This is a genomic window from Kosakonia sp., from assembly GCF_032104925.1.
Classification (GTDB): Bacteria; Pseudomonadota; Gammaproteobacteria; order Enterobacterales; family Enterobacteriaceae; genus Kosakonia.
In genome coordinates this window covers 112399-128998 of record NZ_DAMCGF010000004.1, presented here as the reverse complement: position 1 = coordinate 128998, position 16600 = coordinate 112399, and the positions used below count along the sequence as shown (strand labels likewise).

At 51.8% G+C, this 16600-nt stretch carries 17 protein-coding genes and 1 tRNA gene; 12 read left to right on the top strand and 6 right to left on the bottom strand.

The window, feature by feature from the left end; genetic code table 11:
* Positions 1-129: 129 nt before the first annotated feature.
* From RT644_RS09895 to RT644_RS09880, 4 genes are all read left to right on the top strand, one after another.
* Positions 130-921 carry an MFS transporter gene (locus RT644_RS09895; RefSeq protein WP_313626492.1) on the top strand — a complete coding sequence of 264 codons (792 nt, stop codon included), beginning with the start codon at positions 130-132 and terminating at the stop codon, positions 919-921.
* A gap of 424 nt (positions 922-1345) precedes the next feature.
* Positions 1346-2392 (top strand): hypothetical protein, encoded by a 1047-nt coding sequence (locus RT644_RS09890; protein WP_313626491.1) that lies wholly within the window; start codon positions 1346-1348, stop codon positions 2390-2392.
* Between the two features lie 575 nt (positions 2393-2967).
* Positions 2968-4866: a methyl-accepting chemotaxis protein gene (locus RT644_RS09885; RefSeq protein ID WP_313626490.1), complete on the top strand. Its 1899-nt coding sequence runs from the start codon at positions 2968-2970 to the stop codon at positions 4864-4866.
* A gap of 410 nt (positions 4867-5276) precedes the next feature.
* Positions 5277-5822, top strand: a complete 546-nt coding sequence (locus tag RT644_RS09880; protein WP_313626488.1) for a hypothetical protein — start codon at positions 5277-5279, stop codon at positions 5820-5822.
* 11 nt (positions 5823-5833) lie between these two features.
* On the opposite strand, the gene RT644_RS09875 is transcribed toward RT644_RS09880, so the two are convergent.
* The 3 genes from RT644_RS09875 to RT644_RS09865 all read right to left on the bottom strand — a co-directional run bounded on the left by RT644_RS09875 (position 5834) and on the right by RT644_RS09865 (position 8018).
* Entirely contained in the window at positions 5834-6022 is a 189-nt protein-coding gene (locus RT644_RS09875; protein WP_313626757.1) for a hypothetical protein, read from the bottom strand.
* Between the two features lie 169 nt (positions 6023-6191).
* Positions 6192-6599, bottom strand: coding sequence for a hypothetical protein (locus RT644_RS09870; RefSeq protein WP_269231253.1), 408 nt, complete (start codon positions 6597-6599; stop codon positions 6192-6194).
* Between the two features lie 435 nt (positions 6600-7034).
* The gene (locus tag RT644_RS09865) at positions 7035-8018 is read right to left on the bottom strand and encodes an NAD-dependent epimerase/dehydratase family protein (protein ID WP_313626486.1); all 984 of its coding nucleotides are present in this window, start codon (positions 8016-8018) and stop codon (positions 7035-7037) included.
* 93 nt (positions 8019-8111) lie between these two features.
* Between RT644_RS09865 and RT644_RS09860 the strand changes: the two genes are divergently transcribed.
* Positions 8112-9020, top strand: a complete 909-nt coding sequence (locus RT644_RS09860; RefSeq protein ID WP_097407525.1) for a LysR family transcriptional regulator — start codon at positions 8112-8114, stop codon at positions 9018-9020.
* A 340-nt stretch (positions 9021-9360) separates the two neighbouring features.
* On the opposite strand, the gene RT644_RS09855 is transcribed toward RT644_RS09860, so the two are convergent.
* Both RT644_RS09855 and RT644_RS09850 read right to left on the bottom strand, forming a co-directional pair.
* Positions 9361-9690, bottom strand: a complete 330-nt coding sequence (locus tag RT644_RS09855) for an NIPSNAP family protein (protein ID WP_313626747.1) — start codon at positions 9688-9690, stop codon at positions 9361-9363.
* Between the two features lie 154 nt (positions 9691-9844).
* On the bottom strand, positions 9845-10747 hold the full coding sequence (locus RT644_RS09850) for a LysR family transcriptional regulator (RefSeq protein WP_313626485.1): 903 nt from the start codon (positions 10745-10747) through the stop codon (positions 9845-9847).
* A gap of 91 nt (positions 10748-10838) precedes the next feature.
* Between RT644_RS09850 and RT644_RS09845 the strand changes: the two genes are divergently transcribed.
* Positions 10839-11855: an NADP-dependent oxidoreductase gene (locus RT644_RS09845; protein ID WP_313626484.1), complete on the top strand. Its 1017-nt coding sequence runs from the start codon at positions 10839-10841 to the stop codon at positions 11853-11855.
* Positions 11856-11916: 61 nt separating this feature from the next.
* Complete coding sequence (locus RT644_RS09840; RefSeq protein ID WP_313626482.1) at positions 11917-12222, top strand: putative quinol monooxygenase; 306 nt, start codon at positions 11917-11919, stop codon at positions 12220-12222.
* A 384-nt stretch (positions 12223-12606) separates the two neighbouring features.
* Here RT644_RS09840 and RT644_RS09835 read toward each other — a convergent pair.
* A tRNA-Ser gene (locus RT644_RS09835) sits at positions 12607-12694 on the bottom strand.
* A 263-nt stretch (positions 12695-12957) separates the two neighbouring features.
* Here RT644_RS09835 and ghrA point away from each other — a divergent pair.
* The 5 genes from ghrA to tnpA all read left to right on the top strand — a co-directional run bounded on the left by ghrA (position 12958) and on the right by tnpA (position 16500).
* Entirely contained in the window at positions 12958-13896 is a 939-nt protein-coding gene (gene ghrA / locus RT644_RS09830; RefSeq protein WP_313626480.1) for a glyoxylate/hydroxypyruvate reductase GhrA, read from the top strand.
* An 85-nt stretch (positions 13897-13981) separates the two neighbouring features.
* On the top strand, positions 13982-14719 hold the full coding sequence (locus tag RT644_RS09825) for a phosphatase (protein WP_313626479.1): 738 nt from the start codon (positions 13982-13984) through the stop codon (positions 14717-14719).
* Positions 14720-14738: 19 nt separating this feature from the next.
* Positions 14739-15293 carry a molecular chaperone gene (locus RT644_RS09820; protein ID WP_313626478.1) on the top strand — a complete coding sequence of 185 codons (555 nt, stop codon included), beginning with the start codon at positions 14739-14741 and terminating at the stop codon, positions 15291-15293.
* Positions 15294-15395: 102 nt separating this feature from the next.
* Positions 15396-15878: a DUF1097 domain-containing protein gene (locus tag RT644_RS09815; protein ID WP_313626477.1), complete on the top strand. Its 483-nt coding sequence runs from the start codon at positions 15396-15398 to the stop codon at positions 15876-15878.
* A 163-nt stretch (positions 15879-16041) separates the two neighbouring features.
* Positions 16042-16500: an IS200/IS605 family transposase gene (gene tnpA / locus RT644_RS09810; RefSeq protein WP_038918153.1), complete on the top strand. Its 459-nt coding sequence runs from the start codon at positions 16042-16044 to the stop codon at positions 16498-16500.
* The last annotated feature ends 100 nt before the right edge of the window (positions 16501-16600 follow it).

The following is a 16600-nucleotide window of genomic DNA, read 5'->3' as shown; positions in this document are numbered from 1 at the left end:
CAGATGTCTGAAAAAAACGCGCCAAGCGTTGGGCGCCGCCTCTGCTTATGCTGCAAAAAAGCGTGAATGTAGAGCGAGGTGTAGTCAATGCGTACGGAGAACCAGGCGCTTTCATCAGCCAGAATTCTGATGCTGGCGATTATTTGCTGCATGGTGGTCGCGAATATTTATTTTAATCAATCTGTCCTGAACCTCATTGCGGCGACCTTTCCTCATGAATGGGCTGCTGTTTCGTTGATCCCCATGTCCACCCAGTTAGGTTATGCGGCGGGTTTATTCCTGCTGATCCCATTGGGTGATTATATTGAGCGCCAGCGGCTTATCCTGCGTCAGGCGCAGGTGCTCTTCCTCGCGCTGATCGGCATGATGTTAGCCCCAACGGCGACTGTGCTGGTGTGCTTCTCTTTCCTGACGGGGATGGCGGCAACCGTTGCCCAACAAATCGTGCCGCTTGCTGCCTCTCTGTCGAAAGTGTCTTCACGGGGAAAAACTGTAGGCACCTTGACGAGCGGTGTTCTTGCTGGCCGGGCTATCGGAGGCCTTATCAGTCAGTATTTCGACTGGCGTGGCGTCTTTTTTTCCGGCGCGGTCATGACATTGCTGGTGCTATTTTTCATCGCGCGCGTTTTGCCTTCTCAGTCATTGCCGACACCCACGTTTCACTATCCGGCGGTGTTACGTTCATTAGGTGAACTGTGGAAAAGCGAGCCGCCAGTGCGAGATGCAACACTGACACAGGCCATGCTGTTTGCCTCTTTCAGCATGCTGTGGACCGTGCTCCCTTTCTGGTTAGCGCATCGCTACGGTTATGGGGCAGGGGTAACCGGGACCCTGGCCGCTCTGGGATTAATCGGTATTTTGTGTGCGCCTCTGGCAGGCAGTTTCAGCGATCGCCAGGGACCATTCCGGATGGTGGTTTGAGGTGTGTTACTCATGCTGTTTGCCTGGGGTGTTCTCTGGGCCCGGAACAGCATGGCGGGTTTGGTGGTGGGCATTTTACTACTGGATGCGGGTGAGCAATGTGTACTGATAGCGAACCAGCACACAATTTATGCTTTGCGCCCGGATGCCAGAAACCGTCTTAATACACTCTTTATGAGCATCATGTTTCTGGGCGGAGCAGGCGGTTCACTGGCTGCCGCCTGGGTTTGGGAGATCACGCATAGCTGGGCGCTGATCTCTTCAGCGGGTGCCGGGCTGGTGATGATGGGGATGTTAATGGCGGTCAGGCGTCAACCTGGTGCATCGTTCCTGGCGGGAAAAACGCTCAAGTTATCCGGTCTTATGCCGTTAGTTATATCGATGTACGATTTCACATCAATAAGCGCAGCGTATCTATTCCGCCGTGTTCCGGATTGTGGGGTACTACGGAAAAAAGCGGTATGGACTCACCGGGGATCCACTTTACATCTCAGGTCTTGGGGAAATGGATTTTATGATTATCACGACATCCACAGCGAAATACACACAGACGCAAAGCACCTCTGAGGATATTTCAAAAACCACTCTCTCTCAGCCTGTACAGACGTCAGCGAAGACGCCGGCGGCATCAGGGCAAACGACTCTCAGCGGTATGGGGCTGCTGATGTCCCGTCTGTTCGGCGATACGGACAGCAACCCGCCTGTACAAACTCAACTGACGAAAGACACGATGGGCATGTCTTCGGTTAATTTTCTGACAAATAATGACCGCAATACGCTGGCCGGGTTGTATGCGCAGGCAAAGCAACAGGGAACGGATCTGCGCTATGTGGACGATCTCGCCCGCGATTTAGGGGATTACCGTATGTTTAATGGCGTGATGGCAAACCTTAATGACGGGAATATGTATGACACCGGCGGGCACGTACTGACTTACAAATTTATTGCAGAAGATGAGGCAACAGCCTCACGTATCCTCAACGGGGGGAAACTATCTGGCTCCGCGCTGGATGAAGGTTTTTTACGCTATGAACTGGACCCGGGATACTCTCCGACGCATTTGGCAAACTTTAACTTTATTGAAAGCATCGTCAATCAGTCCGGCAAAAATGCCGCTGGCATGGAGCAGGTTTCCGACGCGCAGTTTTCGGTTTATCAGCAAAAAGGGAATCAAAACTTTATTGTTGAGGCGGCCAGTGAAGTGACGTTGAAAACGCCGGAGCCTGATTTTGGCAGTATAAATGGTAAGTTCTTTGTAACCGCAACCGGACTGAAACATGGCTTTCGTCTGGAAGGCGGGAAAGTGGTGCAGCATCCCGTAAATTTGTTCGAGAACCTGGCAAAAACGCCAAAAACCTTACTGGAATATTTTTTGAAAGCGGATGAGGCTGATAAAAAGACCACCGGTGTTTCACATCCGCTTTTCAATTTCTTTTACGCTGCTGAATCTCTTGAAGAAAAACATGAATAACAGGCAGTTACTCAGCCGAACGTTGCGGACCCTCTGAAAGGCGTGGTCACCAGCAGTAATGTGACTTCCGTCGGCATACCTGTAGCCTCCGGTTTGCGAGGCGACTCCAGCCTGCTCCGTGATAAAGACCCATTCACCGTTAACAGCGCCAGCAGGTGCCTTGTCTAAGGCCGGGCGTAAGTCCTTTGCCGCATCAGAGTTTGAATATGCCGTCATGTCTGTCCTTCAGTTTCATGCCTTATGTATCTTGCCACCGTGCCTGATAAAAAAGTACGAATGAACATGTTGCTGTCCGTACCGTTCAGTTTCATCAGAAAGTACGCATCTTGATGAAAATAATATAGATATCATCAAAATAAATCCCTCTACGGGAAATAACGCATGACGTTGATATTACCTTTTATAGAAACAAGTGGGGAACATTAAAAAATGTGAACGACAGAACGTTTTTTTCTAAAACCTCATTTTGACCAATGAAATGCGCGTTTATATGAAACCATGGCACGATTTAAATTAAAGAATTTCAAATAAATGTCGTTATTACACCTAATTCAACCAGAACGGGTGCTGCTATTATGACATGGAAAAATACTCAGGGCCGAATAGGCCTGTTACTTATAAGCTTTTTCGTTATCTTATTGATAGTTACCTATATTGTTATCAAACAATTCGTTTCCCCGCAGATTATTGAAACCGAGACCAAAAATATTCAGGCGACGGTTGAATTACAAAGTAACGCGATTAAAGAGCAGATGAACCGTGTTAAGGCTCAGCAACGCTCCATCACTGAACTGGTTGTCGGTCTGCAAAGTGAGCAAATCGACGCATTATTACCGCGACTGGTTAACCAATATGGCGATTTAAACGTATTCGGCGGTGGGATTTGGCCTCTTCCCGGCCAGCGAGATCCGGCCCGGGACAAATTCAGTACCTTCTATGCCCGCGACGCAAGCGGCAACCTGCAGGTCAACACCGTATGGAACCAGCCGGAGTCGGCAAAATACTGGGAACAACCCTGGTATAAAGACGGCATGAATGCGCCGAAAGGCGAGTGTGCGTGGGCGAAAGCTTATCAGGATGCGGCCAGCCCGCAGCCCCGAACGAACTGTGCTATGGCGATCTGGAAAGACGGTAAAGCCTGGGGCGTGGCGACCATCGACGTGACGCTGGGCTTCTTTAACCAGCTGGCTGTTGAGATGGGTAAAGCGGTAAACGGCAGCGTACTGATTGTTGAAGCGGACGGCAAAATCGTCGGTAACGGCTCTTCCGTACAGGATAAACCCGCGCTGTCAAACGTTCGCGATCTCGGTATTCCGGCGGCGGCACCGTTAGTTGGCCTGTTAGGCCAGGGTAAAACAACGGAAGTGCGCGGGAGCTATGACGGTGAAGATGGCGCGCATTCCCTGTTCGTTCTGCCCATCAGCGGTAGCCCATGGTTCATGGCGGTTGATATTCCGAGCAGCCACCTGGTGAGTATGTCTGACGCTATTATGACCAAGCTCACCATCGTACAGGCGATTATCGGCATCCTTATCGTCTTTATCATGATGATTATTGTGCGCAATATTTTCCATAATGTGACGTTGCTCAATCGTAATATTGAAGCGTTATCCAGCGGCGGCGCGGATTTAACGCAGCGTCTTGCGCAAAGTAAGAGCCCGGAATTCAACGCCATTATCAACAACTTCAATAAGTTTATTTCGTTCCTTAATGAGCTGATGCAGCAGGTAGGGAATAGCTCGATGGCGATCTCATCGGCTTCGCGCCAGATTGCCAGCGGTAACCTGAACCTCTCTTCGCGCACCGAAGATCAATCGGCCTCGATCGTGGAAACGGCAGCGTCCATGGAAGAACTGACCAGCACCGTGCGCCTTAACGCAGAGAACGCGTTGCAGGCGAACAAGCTGGCGGAAGAGGCTTCGGTGGTGGCGAAACAAGGGGCCAGTGTGGTTAACAACGTTGTCTCCACGATGAATAGCATCAATGAGTCCTCCTCTAAAGTGGTGGAAATCATCAGTGTGATTGACGGCATCGCCTTCCAGACCAATATCCTCGCGCTTAACGCAGCAGTGGAGGCGGCAAGGGCGGGCGAGCACGGACGCGGGTTCGCTGTGGTGGCCGGTGAAGTTCGTTCGCTGGCGCAGCGCAGCGCCCGCTCAGCTCAGGAGATCAAAAAACTGATTGAAGAGTCGGTGAGCAGCATTGAGCAGGGCAGCGGACTGGTTCGTCAGGCGGGTACCACGATGGACGGCCTGATGGAGAAAGTCGAAAGCGTGGGCGTGCTGATCTCAGAAATCAGCTCTTCCAGCGATGAACAAAGTCGCGGAATTGCCCAGATAAACATCGCCATCAACCAGCTCGATAGCGCAACGCAGCAGAATGCGGCGCTGGTGGAAGAGGTGGCGGCGGCCGCGCAGTCCATGGAAGAACAAACCGTCCAACTCGAAAACGTGGTTGGCAGCTTCAAGCTCTGACATCCAAAATAGCCGACTCGGCAGAGTCGGCTTTCTTATCTTTTGTGCCTGTCACTTAGCCTTTCCGCCAGGGTCCGCTTCGCATTTCCTTTGTTGTAAAATCCCTTAGCGCTACTCTATTTTTACTCAACAGTTAATCGCCACAGATTCAGTAGCCATATTTCAGTTATGCAGGTAATGACCAACGGCAGCGCTGTGCCAGAAGCAGACGTTGATAACGTTGAGATATGTTAATTTATGGGGAGCAGGTCACCTGAGGGGCGCGCACTATATGATGTGTCTTTCTCTCGGATTAAGGTGGTCGAGTGGAACCAGGCTTCGAATGGAACATATTTTCCCAAGAAGGGAAGTGATACAAAAGCTTTTGAGGGAAATGTTCCTCAGTCGGTTCTTGATAGTTTAGGATTGAAATGATGAAAGTTTATCAGGGTAATATTTCTAAAGAGTCATTAAGCCTGTTTGTTTCAGATATTGGCTCCGGAGAATTTTTTTCATATGTAGGGCACTTGGTTTCACTAGAGCAAGCAATTTCTGTGCTGGGTTTGCTCTCTCCTGATTTTATTGAGATCCAGGGGCATATTTTCTGGCTACCTAACGCTCAGCAATACGACCCGAAAAGGTTTCATTTGCTTGGGCTAGTAGAGAGTAAATCTAGTGTATTAGTACAAAGTACATCGCGCAGAGACGTTGAACGATACAGAAATATTTTTTCAATAAATCAGTTTTTTTCAAAGTGGGAAGATGCACCGGATCGGCCCGTATTTAAAGTAGGTCTGTCAAAAGAGGATTATCGTCTTTGCCATTTATTTGCCGAGCAGATAACTAGATATTGGAAGCGCGCGTTAGCGGAGGCTTTCCCGGATAAGGTGTTTCAGTTTGAAATTGCTGACGACCTTCTGGATGAATATGGGGTTTGTCTGACATTTTGGCAGGAGTGTGTCAGTAATTCAGTGTAACTGCCCACTCGTTAAAGGTGAGCGCTCAGGCGGTCACCGAACTCGATAATGAAACGACGCATTTCCAGCAGCCAGTTCTGGATAGGCATACTCCATTTTTTTGCCTTCCACAGAGGTAAACTCTGGAAATGCTGACCCGCTCCCTGTTGATTCGCACAGAATGCTGTTAGCAATGTCCGTTCCTCGCTCTGAGCAGACATGTCTGCCCCCTGATCGACTCTTTCGTGCCAGGAGCGGACATTGATAACATTGAGTTATGTTAGCTGATGGGGAGCAGGTCACAGGATTTCCGGTCAGGGTCAGATGCAACCTCGGAGCAAATAGGTTGCAAAAAACCAGCACGAGACCGGCGTTGAGAATAAGTGATGATTAAGAAAACTCTATTTTGCAATCTGATAGCGGGATTGAGCGGCCATCGGAAATAACCAATTGATCACCTTTGATTTGGGCGAGTAATAGACCAAGGCCAATGGCCCCTGCCTCAATATCTTTTCTCCAACCGTCAAGATCACCATGATAGGAAATCGCGTGAAAAATAGGCCCCGAGGGCGGGGTGACTTTGCACCCGCGATCATTTACCCCTCCACGAACAGCATTCGGAGGCTCAGAAAAGCACGTAATATTATTAAATTGTTTTCGGGGGTTGTTTTTCCCATCGTCCGAAAAATAAACAACTTGCTGCCCATCCACAATCGTAACACCAGGTATATTTCTGGCGTTCGACTGCTCGATTTTTCCACCCAGAATTTTTTCTAACATTTCTCGATCATTACTCATTTCACACCTCACTTTGTGACCGGGGTAAGTACAAACTTAAAGTTTGTGACGCCCGCATCGGTAAACACCTTCGAATAGTAACTAGCTAATACTGGGCTGTTTGTATGATAGATAGCACCGCCATCGAAACCAGTGGAGTATTTTTTCGCCTGAACTACCATTTTGTCTATTCAGTTACTGACCATGGTTTTGAGCCAGCCGGGCTTTCTTGGTTCCGAATAGAACTAGCCCCGTCATCGACAAATTTGGCTTCAATAGCTGTGGGCTTCCCGCCGATCACTGCCACTTCATTTGACTTGCCCCCGGTTGATTATCACCTGCCAGTGTTAGTCCTGCATCTGATACACAATGGCTTAAAGGACCACTCCTCGCTCGTCGCAGACATGGCTATGCCTTGGTTTGCCGCTTCGTGCCAGAAACGATACTTAGATCCGCTCACGAATGCGTGAACAATGTGTGATTAACGCAGCCCTGGCCGATTAAAGTGGTACGCACAGCCTCAATAAGCGGGGTATGAGGTTCGTGGCCTAAGAAAGCGGTCAGTTTTGCATTGTCCATCTGTATTGCCTGTTCCCATAAATAGCGCATCTCCAGCATTTCATACAGTGTGGTGTTGAAAGGTGCCATCGCCGTGATGAGCCACCAGGGAAATGATTTTTCCTTCGCGTTAACCCCCGCAAGCTGCGCGACACGCTGTATGGCTCCGGTCATCGCCGTACCATCGGCGTCCCAGTGTCCCCGCATATGAAAGCAGGCAAAAGGGTCGAGTTGATCCCGACGTGCCAACAGCGCAGCCAGAGTGTCGGCGACATCCGGCAAGTAGGCCCACTGATGGCCTGTCCCGGCTTTGCCTGGGTTTTTAATTATCCGCGGGAGGTGCCCCGGTTTGATCAATCCCTGCGAAAACCAGTTGTTGCCTGCGTCAGGGCCAAAGAAGTCACCGGCCCGCAGAATCAGCACCTTTCCGCCACGCTGCGCGTAAGCGAACAAAGCCTTCTCCATTTGCACCCGTATCGCCCCTTTTCTGGTGGCAGGATTTTGGGGAGAGTCTTCGCGCAGGAGTGGAAAGGCGTCCGGGCCGTAGTTATAAACGGTGCCCGGGAGAACGATTAATGCACCATTTCGCTCTGCGGCATTGATTGTGTTCTGTAGCATGGGCAAAACCAGTTGTTCCCAGTTTCGATAACCTGGCGGATTAACAGCATGAACAATCACATCACACTCTGACGCGGCAGTCGCAACCTGCTCAGCATTCAGCGCATCACCCTTTATCCACGTCATACCCTCGTGATCTTCATTCTGCGGGGCAGTGCGGCGCAACGCATGAACGTCCCATTTTTCGCGGATGAGTTTACGGGCGATTTCACCACCGATTCCGCCTGTTGCGCCCAGTATGAGTACCTTGTTATTGCTGTTCATTGTTTTACCTCTTCCGGATGTCTGTTGACATCGTAGTGCCTGTGCAAGCTAAATGTAATTGCATGGCATCAGATAGCAGGTATGCATTTTTGTATGAACATAAATATTCCATGGGAATGGTATCGAACCTTCCTGGCAGTGATGAAAGAAGGTTCCCTGTCGGGAGCGGCACGCATGCTTTCCATCACCCAGCCCACAGCGGGGCGTCACGTAGCGGCACTGGAATCCGCCCTTGGTCTGGTTTTGTTTACACGTTCTCAGACTGGCCTGCAGGCCACGGATGCGGCGGTAGCGATTCAGGGACATGCGCAAGCGATGGAAAATACAGCCAGTATGATTGAGCGTTCGGCTGCCAGCTTCAGTGCCCACTCCGCCGGGTTACATGGCGTGGTTCGCGTATCTGCGAGCGAAATTATCGGCACCGAAGTGCTGCCCCCCCTGATTGCACAAATTAAAGAAGATTATCCTCAACTTACCATTGAACTGGTGTTGTCTAACCGAATACAGGATTTATTGAATCGGGAAGCGGATATTGCGGTACGCATGAGCACACCGGTGCAGGAACAACTGATTGCGCGTCGGTTGGGCTGTATTGAAATTGGTCTGCATGCTTCGCCGTCCTATCTGGCACGCCACGCCGCACCGGAAAGTATTGACGAGTTGTTCACCCATACGCTTGTGGGCTTTGATAAAACGACGCCCTTTATTTTACAGGCACTGAAACACTTTCCTCAGTTAAATCGTGAACGCTTTACCGTGCGCACTGACAGTGATGTCGCGCAACTGCACCTTATCCGCGCAGGCGCGGGCATAGGGATGTGTCAGGTTCAACTGGCCGGTTTCCCTGTTCCGTTAGAGAGGTTGATGCCTGATTTCTTTGCGTTTCATCTCGACACCTGGCTGGTGATGCATGAGGACTTGCGGCACAGTAAGGCCTGTAAAACGGTGTTCGATATTCTCGCAGCAGGCTTACAGGCTTATATCAACAACGTAGGGACATGAAGACGGCCACCTCTACGGCAGCAGATGATGGAATATCTGGGCAGGTAGGCAGAAATCGTATGTAAATACCCGCGACCTCAATTTGTCAGAGATGTCATTACTGTGAACCTTTTCAGAGGGCAGAATGTCGGCTCCTCGCGCATTGCTGCCGTTCAGATGGATCTGATCGCTGACCAGATGGCTTACGAATGGGGATGCCGTCCACTGAACAATTCTGCAGGCGCTGAGACAGTGAGTTGGCGCCGAAGAGACTGGTGGTTACGCGCAGGTGACGCGCGACGTTAAGGACTGGCGAAAAAATGCCGCTGGCGCGGCGTTATAATCATTTCTGGTTGCGCAATCAGCTGGCTCGTAAATTTTCAATTGCGCTGTCGCTGAGCGTGAGCACCGATTTAACGCTGACGCTTATTCTGTCAATAATCGCCTGCCGGGGGCCAAGCCGCCACGCTTCACTGTTATAAAAAGATTCCTGTGAGGATTCCAGGTGGGCGAGGCTGTCATAAGCTCTGATTAGATAGTAAGCATCATCGTCATGGGCTGAAAGACCGAAAGAAACGATATCCATACCTGCTGAACGATGAAGCGGGGCACTCTCCTCGGTCATGATCCGGTGAAACTCTTTCCCGGTGCCGGGTTTGAGCGTGTATAGCAAAAATTCCACTGCTTTCATTTTCGATATCCTTTCTATATTTTCTTCATTGCGAATTATTGCGCTCTGGGGCCGTAAAACCAGACTGGCACGGATTTCATCCTGAGCATTTCCTGCGAACCAAAGTGGGATAGCGCGGTCCATGTCGCGTTGATTATTGCCGCTGGCAGCTAATTTAAAAATGTTTAAGCATATGATCCAGAAACGCACGTACCGCCGGATTGGAACGGCGACTTTCGTGCCAGACAGCCGAAATATTACGCCGCGCTACCGTAAAATCTGCGAGTACGGGAACTAACTTTTTATCCCTGACCAGGGATGCCACCATAAAATTCGACGCCATACCTATTCCGGCCCCGGCAGTCATTGCGGCTATAACGGCTTCGCTGGCATCAACAATCACCGTTGACGAAGGCACAATTTCAATCTCCCGCTCACCGACACGGAACGGCCAGCGAAAAAGTTGCCCTGTATTTTGGTAACGCAGATTAATCGTTTGGTGGCTGATTAAGTCATCAGGATGTTGCGGTGGAGCGCAACCGGCTAAATATTCAGACGAGGCATAGCATCCTATCTGATACGGCGGGAGGCGACGCGCCAGCAGGTTTGAATCCGCGAGATCGCCAATCCGAATGGCAATATCAATATTCTCATCAACGATGTTTACCACCTGGTCGCTTAACCGTAAATCAATCGTCACTTTTGGGTGAAGCGCGCAAAATTGCGCAAGCACGGGGGCGATCATGTGGATACCCACCGGTAACGATGCCGCAATCCGCAATGTACCTGCCGGTTCCGCGCGCGCGCGTTTTGCTATCTGCTCGATCTCCTCGGCATCCCGTAGCAATCGCAGCGCACGTTCATGCAGCTCGCGGCCTTCGGCCGTTAACACGAGCGAGCGTGTCGTTCGGGTGAATAACGTGACGCCGAGATGCTTCTCCAGCCGTTGAATACTTTTGCTGATGGCGGAAGGTGAAACGGAGAGCGCGCGGGCAGCGGCACTGTAACTGCCCAGAGCGCCGGCACGAGCGAATGCGATGAGACCCGTGAGTCTTTCAAAACCGATTTGTTCCTTCATGGCACAATTAAAGCGAAATACAGCTACATTATCAATCCTGGATATTAGCCGTATGCTCTGTTACCTGAGTTGTTTTTAGAGCGAGACGGTAATGACTGAGATGATGAAAGCTGTACAGCTACATGCGTTTGGTGGGCCAGATAACCTGCTTTATGAAGACGTTCCCCGGCCCCGGGTGGGAAACGACGAGGTTCTGGTTCATGTGCAAGCGGCAAGCCTTAACCCGCCAGACTGGTATCTGCGTGACGGGTATCGGGCACTTCCGCGTGAATGGTGGCCCGAGCCCACTTTTCCGCTTATTTTGGGAACGGACATCTCAGGTGTTGTCGCGGCGGTCGGTAAATATGTTACCGGGTTCAGCATCGGGGATGAGGTCTATTCGATGGTGCGTTTTCCTGAAAAGATGATGGAGGGCAGTGGCGCTTACGCAGAATATGTCAGTGTTCCTTCGTCGGAACTGGCGCTGAAACCGCAGGGAATCGGGCATGTTCAGGCTGCCGGTGCCCCGATGTCACTGCTCACGGCCTGGCAGTTTCTTATCGAAACCGGGCATGACGCGCCGAATCCTTTCCAGTCTTTTCCACATAAAGCCGTTCCATTAAAAGGGCGAACCGTGTTGGTCAATGGTGCCGGCGGCGGCGTGGGACACCTTGCTGTTCAGCTTGCCCGCTGGAAAGGTGCGCGGGTCATCGCCGTGGCTTCCTCCCACAATGAAGCGCTTTTACGCGAGCTGGGGGCAGACGAGTTTATCGACTACACCAAAACCGCAGCCGAGAGCGCAGTAAAAAATGTTGATCTCGTTTTTGATGCGGTGGGCGGCGCAACTATGGCGCGCTTTCTGCGCTGTATCAGACCTGGCGGCGCACTCTTTCTGGTTAATCCTTTGGGCTTTTCCGCACATCATGAGGCCGCGCAAAAAGCGGTGACGGTGTCATCCACGCAAGTGCGCTCCAGCGGTGCGCAATTAGCGCAAGCAGGCCGTCTTCTGGAAGAAGGCGTGGTTCGGGTGGTGATTGATAGCACCTATCCGCTCGCAATGGCATCTGCTGCCCACCAGCGCGCAGCAATGGGAAGGATTCAGGGCAAAATTGTGCTGACAAACTTTTGATAATCACGATCCCCGATCGGCCAGCCATGGCGATCGGGAATAGCAGATAAAAGGCGACGATATGCTCATCATTTGTGGCTATGTGAAGATCAACCCCTCTGATTTATCGCTTTTTATGGCCGATATGAAAGTGCTTGCTCAAACCGTGCGAAAACGTGCAGGAAACCTCTCGTATGATGTGGCCGTAGAGGATCATCTTGCAGGAAGCGTGCTCATATTGGAACGCTGGAAAGATCAGGATGCGCTGACCGCGCATCTGGCCGCTCCCCACACCCGGGCATTTATCACCCGATGGCAGGAACGAATGACCGCCGAAATACTGAAATATGATGCGCTTAACGAAAGAGGGCTACTGGATAGGGAATGACAATGTAAGGGCGAGGATATTTGACGAGCGGTTGTTCCAAAACGTTGCCGTTTTTTTGTGCGGGCAGGTTTCTCGCAGGCTCGTCATCTGTCCAGCTGGCTGCGCCAGTTGTCGACCCCCGGTCGGGGCTTCTCACCCCCCCTTGTGGAGTGCGACAGGCGAAAAAAAAGCCCGCATTTGCCTGCGGGCTCTTCTTTGAATGATGGCGGTGAGGGGGGATTGATTCGCTGCGCTCACCCTGCGGGCAGCCCATTCACTGCGTTCATGGTCTGTCCAACTGGCTGCGCCAGTTGTCGACCCCCGGTCGGGGCTTCTCACCCCCCTGGTGGAGTGCGATATGCGAAAAAAAAGCCCGCATTTGCCTGCGAGCTCTTCTTTGAATGATGGCGGTGAGGGGGGGATTCGAACCCCCGATACGTTGCCGTATACACACTTTCCAGGCGTGCTCCTTCAGCCACTCGGACACCTCACCACATTGTCTTCCCGGTGTTACCGGGACGGGCGCTAATGTAGGGAAAACCCGGAACGCCGTCAATCCTCTTTTTCAATAAATTAGCGCGTTTAGACAAACTTCAAACAACCTGCTTCTTAAACGTTCTGAAATCGCTTTTTTTCTCGGCACGGCACTTTCTCCGCGAGGTATGAGAGAAATTTGTTATGCTGAGCGGCCTTCGCGAAAAAGCATAATTGTTCCGGAAAATAACCGGATACATCACATCAGGTTCTGGAGTTGATATGGAAATTATCTTTTATCACCCCTCATTCAATAACAATGACTGGATCCGCGCATTGCGGCAGGCGCTGCCGCAGGCAAATATCCGTGCGTGGACGCCGGGCGATAATGCCCATGCCGATTATGCGCTGGTGTGGCATCCACCGGTTGCGATGCTCAAAGGCCGACAATTAAAAGGCGTGTTTGCACTGGGGGCGGGAGTTGACTCGATTCTTAGCCAGTTGCAGGCTCATCCTGAGATGCTTCCCGAGTCTATTCCGCTGTTTCGCCTGGAGGATACCGGCATGGGGCTGCAAATGCAGGAGTATGCCGTGAGCCAGGTGCTGCACTGGTTCAGGCGCTTTGATGATTACCAGGCGCTAAAACTGCAGGCGAAATGGCAACCGCTCGATGAATACGAACGTGAAGACTTCACCATTGGCATCCTCGGCGCGGGTGTGCTCGGCACGAAAGTGGCCGAAAGTCTGCTCCAGTGGGGGTTCCCGCTGCGTAGCTGGAGTCGCAGCCGTAAAAACATGCCCGGCGTGACCAGCTTTGCGGGTGGCGAGGAGTTGCCCGACTTTCTTCATGGCACACGAGTGTTGATCAATCTGCTGCCGAACACCCCGGAAACGGCTGGCATTATTAACACTGCGTTGCTCAATCAGCTGGCTGACAGCAGCTATGTAATCAATCTTGCGCGCGGTGTGCATGTTGTCGAGCGTGATTTGCTTGCTGCTCTGGAGAGCGGCAAGCTGAAAGGCGCCATGCTTGATGTCTTTAGCCAGGAGCCTCTCCCATCTGATAATCCGTTGTGGGCGCATCCACGTGTGGCGATGACACCACATATGGCGGCGACGACACGCCGCAGTGAAGCCGTGGCTTTTATCGCGCAGGCTATTCAGGCTATTGAGCGGGGTGAAGCGGTGAGCGGGCGGGTAGACAGAGCGCGTGGTTATTGACAGACGCCCGGCATCGCCGGGTTTTGTCATTAAACTCGCGAACGATAACTGCTATCCTTTGCAGAAATAACTACAGGAGTGAGTCATGTATCCCGTTGACCTGCATATGCATACCGTCGCCAGCACCCACGCTTACAGTACGCTTCACGATTATATTGCCGAGGCAAAACGCAAAGGGATTAAGCTCTTTGCCATTACCGACCACGGGCCGGATATGGCGGATGCGCCGCACTACTGGCACTTTGTGAATATGCGCATCTGGCCGCGGTTGGTCGATGGCGTGGGTATTTTGCGCGGTATCGAAGCCAATATTAAAAACACCGAGGGTGAAATCGACTGTACCGGACCGATGTTGACGTCGCTGGATCTGATCATTGCAGGTTTCCATGAGCCGGTGTTTCCGCCGCAGGATAAAGCCACCCATACTCAGGCCATGATTACGACTATCGCCAGCGGCAATGTCCATATTATTAGCCATCCCGGTAACCCGAAATTTGACATTGATATTCCGGCCGTTGCCGCTGCCGCCGCGAAATATGGCGTTGCGCTTGAAATTAACAATTCATCGTTTGTCCATTCGCGCAAAGGCAGCGAGGCGAATTGTCGCGCCGTGGCTGCCGCCGTGCGTGATGCCGGCGGCTGGGTGGCGCTGGGATCGGATTCTCACACCGCGTTTACGCTGGGCGATTTCAGTGAGTGCCGTAAGGTGCTGGATGACGTCGGTTTCCCGGAAGATCGTATTTTGAATGTCTCGCCGCGTCGTCTGCTGGATTTCCTCGAATCCCGCGGCATGGCGCCAATTCCCGAATTTGCAGAACTTTAATACTGACTGGAACAACTGAATGAACGAATTTTCAATTCTCTGCCGTGTACTGGGCTCGCTGTTTTACCGCCAGCCGCAAGATCCTCTGCTGGTACCGCTCTATACCATGATCCGGGAGGGGAAACTGGCGGAAAGCTGGCCGCTGGAGCAGGATGAGCTGCTTGAACGGTTGCAGAAAAACTGCGATGCGCAGGCACTGGCGGCCGATTACAACGCGCTGTTTGTCGGGGAAGAGTGCCGCGTCTCGCCTTATCGCAGTGCCTGGGTGGACGGTGCTACGGAAGCGGAAGTGCGTTCATTTTTGTCCAGCCGCGGCATGCCGTTAACCGATGCGCCAGCCGATCACATCGGCACGTTGCTGCTTGCGGCATCATGGCTGGAAGATCAGGCCGCAGAAGACGAAAGCGAAGCGCAGGAGACCTTATTCGCCGATTATATCCTGCCCTGGTGCGGCACCTTCTTTGGCAAAGTTGAAGCCCATGCGACAACGCCGTTCTGGCGCACCATGGCGCCACTGACACGCGATGCAATTGCCGCGATGTGGGATGAGTTGCAGGAAGAGTCAGAAGATTAATTGTGATTTTAATCACAATTAAAATGCAACTGAGATAGTTGGTTTTCAAATAGTGTGCGTATTGTCGCATATCCGGGGCGTGCATCTGCTATGATGCGCGCCATGAACATTCTCCTTTCTATCGCAATTACGACAGGCATTCTCTCCGGCATCTGGGGCTGGGTGGCTGTCGCTTTCGGTTTATTAAGCTGGGCCGGTTTTCTCGGCTGCACCGCCTATTTCGCGTGTCCGCAGGGCGGTGTGAAAGGGCTGCTTATTTCCGCCTGTACGGTGATGAGTGGCGTGGCCTGGGCGCAGGTCATTATTCATGGCGCAGCCCTGGCTCCGCATCTGGAGATCGCTGGCTATCTGATGACCGGTGTGGTGGCGTTTTTGATGTGTCTGCAGGCCCGGAACGTGCTGCTCTCTTTTGTACCGGGGACATTCATTGGTGCCTGCGCGACGTTTGCCGGGCAGGGCGACTGGCGGCTGGTTATCCCGTCGCTGGCGGTGGGGTTAGTGTTTGGCTATGCCATGAAAAACAGCGGGCTGTGGCTGGCTTCCCGCCGCGCGCAGCCGCTGCTCAAAGAGCAAGAAAAGGCGTGACCGCAAGTCACGCCTTTCTTGTCCATAGAAAACCCCCAGCTAGGCTGGGGGTTCCGGAAAGCTTTCAGCTTTAAGCCAGTTATTAAAACCCCTTTTGATTTGTTAAAACACCTTGCGGTCTGGCAACTGCAAAAGTTCAACAAGAAATCAAAAGGGGGTCCCAATGGGGGACGAAAAGAGCTTAGCGCACACCCGATGGAACTGTAAATATCACATAGTTTTTGCGCCCAAATACCGAAGGCAGGCGTTCTACGGAGAGAAACGTTTGGCGATAGGCAGCATTTTAAGAAAGCTGTGTGAGTGGAAAAATGTACGGATTCTGGAAGCTGAATGCTGTGCAGATCATATCCATATGCTTGTGGAAATCCCGCCCAAAATGAGCGTATCCGGCTTTATGGGATATCTGAAAGGAAAAAGCAGTTTGATGCTTTATGAGCAGTTTGGAGATCTGAAATTCAAATACAGGAACAGGGAGTTCTGGTGCCGGGGATACTACGTAGATACGGTAGGGAAGAACACGGCAAAGATCCAGGAATACATAAAGCATCAGCTTGAAGAGGATAAAATGGGCGAGCAGTTATCGATCCCTTATCCGGGTAGCCCGTTTACGGGCCGTAAGTAACGAAGTTTGATGCAAATGTCAGATCGTATGCGCCTGTTAGGGCGCAGCTGGTAACAGAGCCTTACAGGCGCATCTGAAAAACCTCCGGCTATGCCGGAGG

Coding starts and splice junctions, on each gene's coding strand:
- RT644_RS09895 (WP_313626492.1), top strand. CDS start 130: ATGCTGGCGATTATTTGCTGCATGGTGGTCGCGAATATTTATTTTAAT.
- RT644_RS09885 (WP_313626490.1), top strand. CDS start 2,968: ATGACATGGAAAAATACTCAGGGCCGAATAGGCCTGTTACTTATAAGC.
- RT644_RS09880 (WP_313626488.1), top strand. CDS start 5,277: ATGATGAAAGTTTATCAGGGTAATATTTCTAAAGAGTCATTAAGCCTG.
- RT644_RS09875 (WP_313626757.1), bottom strand. CDS start 6,022: ATGTCTGCTCAGAGCGAGGAACGGACATTGCTAACAGCATTCTGTGCG.
- RT644_RS09870 (WP_269231253.1), bottom strand. CDS start 6,599: ATGAGTAATGATCGAGAAATGTTAGAAAAAATTCTGGGTGGAAAAATC.
- RT644_RS09865 (WP_313626486.1), bottom strand. CDS start 8,018: ATGAACAGCAATAACAAGGTACTCATACTGGGCGCAACAGGCGGAATC.
- RT644_RS09860 (WP_097407525.1), top strand. CDS start 8,112: ATGAACATAAATATTCCATGGGAATGGTATCGAACCTTCCTGGCAGTG.
- RT644_RS09855 (WP_313626747.1), bottom strand. CDS start 9,690: ATGAAAGCAGTGGAATTTTTGCTATACACGCTCAAACCCGGCACCGGG.
- RT644_RS09850 (WP_313626485.1), bottom strand. CDS start 10,747: ATGAAGGAACAAATCGGTTTTGAAAGACTCACGGGTCTCATCGCATTC.
- RT644_RS09845 (WP_313626484.1), top strand. CDS start 10,839: ATGACTGAGATGATGAAAGCTGTACAGCTACATGCGTTTGGTGGGCCA.
- RT644_RS09840 (WP_313626482.1), top strand. CDS start 11,917: ATGCTCATCATTTGTGGCTATGTGAAGATCAACCCCTCTGATTTATCG.
- ghrA (WP_313626480.1), top strand. CDS start 12,958: ATGGAAATTATCTTTTATCACCCCTCATTCAATAACAATGACTGGATC.
- RT644_RS09825 (WP_313626479.1), top strand. CDS start 13,982: ATGTATCCCGTTGACCTGCATATGCATACCGTCGCCAGCACCCACGCT.
- RT644_RS09820 (WP_313626478.1), top strand. CDS start 14,739: ATGAACGAATTTTCAATTCTCTGCCGTGTACTGGGCTCGCTGTTTTAC.
- RT644_RS09815 (WP_313626477.1), top strand. CDS start 15,396: ATGAACATTCTCCTTTCTATCGCAATTACGACAGGCATTCTCTCCGGC.
- tnpA (WP_038918153.1), top strand. CDS start 16,042: ATGGGGGACGAAAAGAGCTTAGCGCACACCCGATGGAACTGTAAATAT.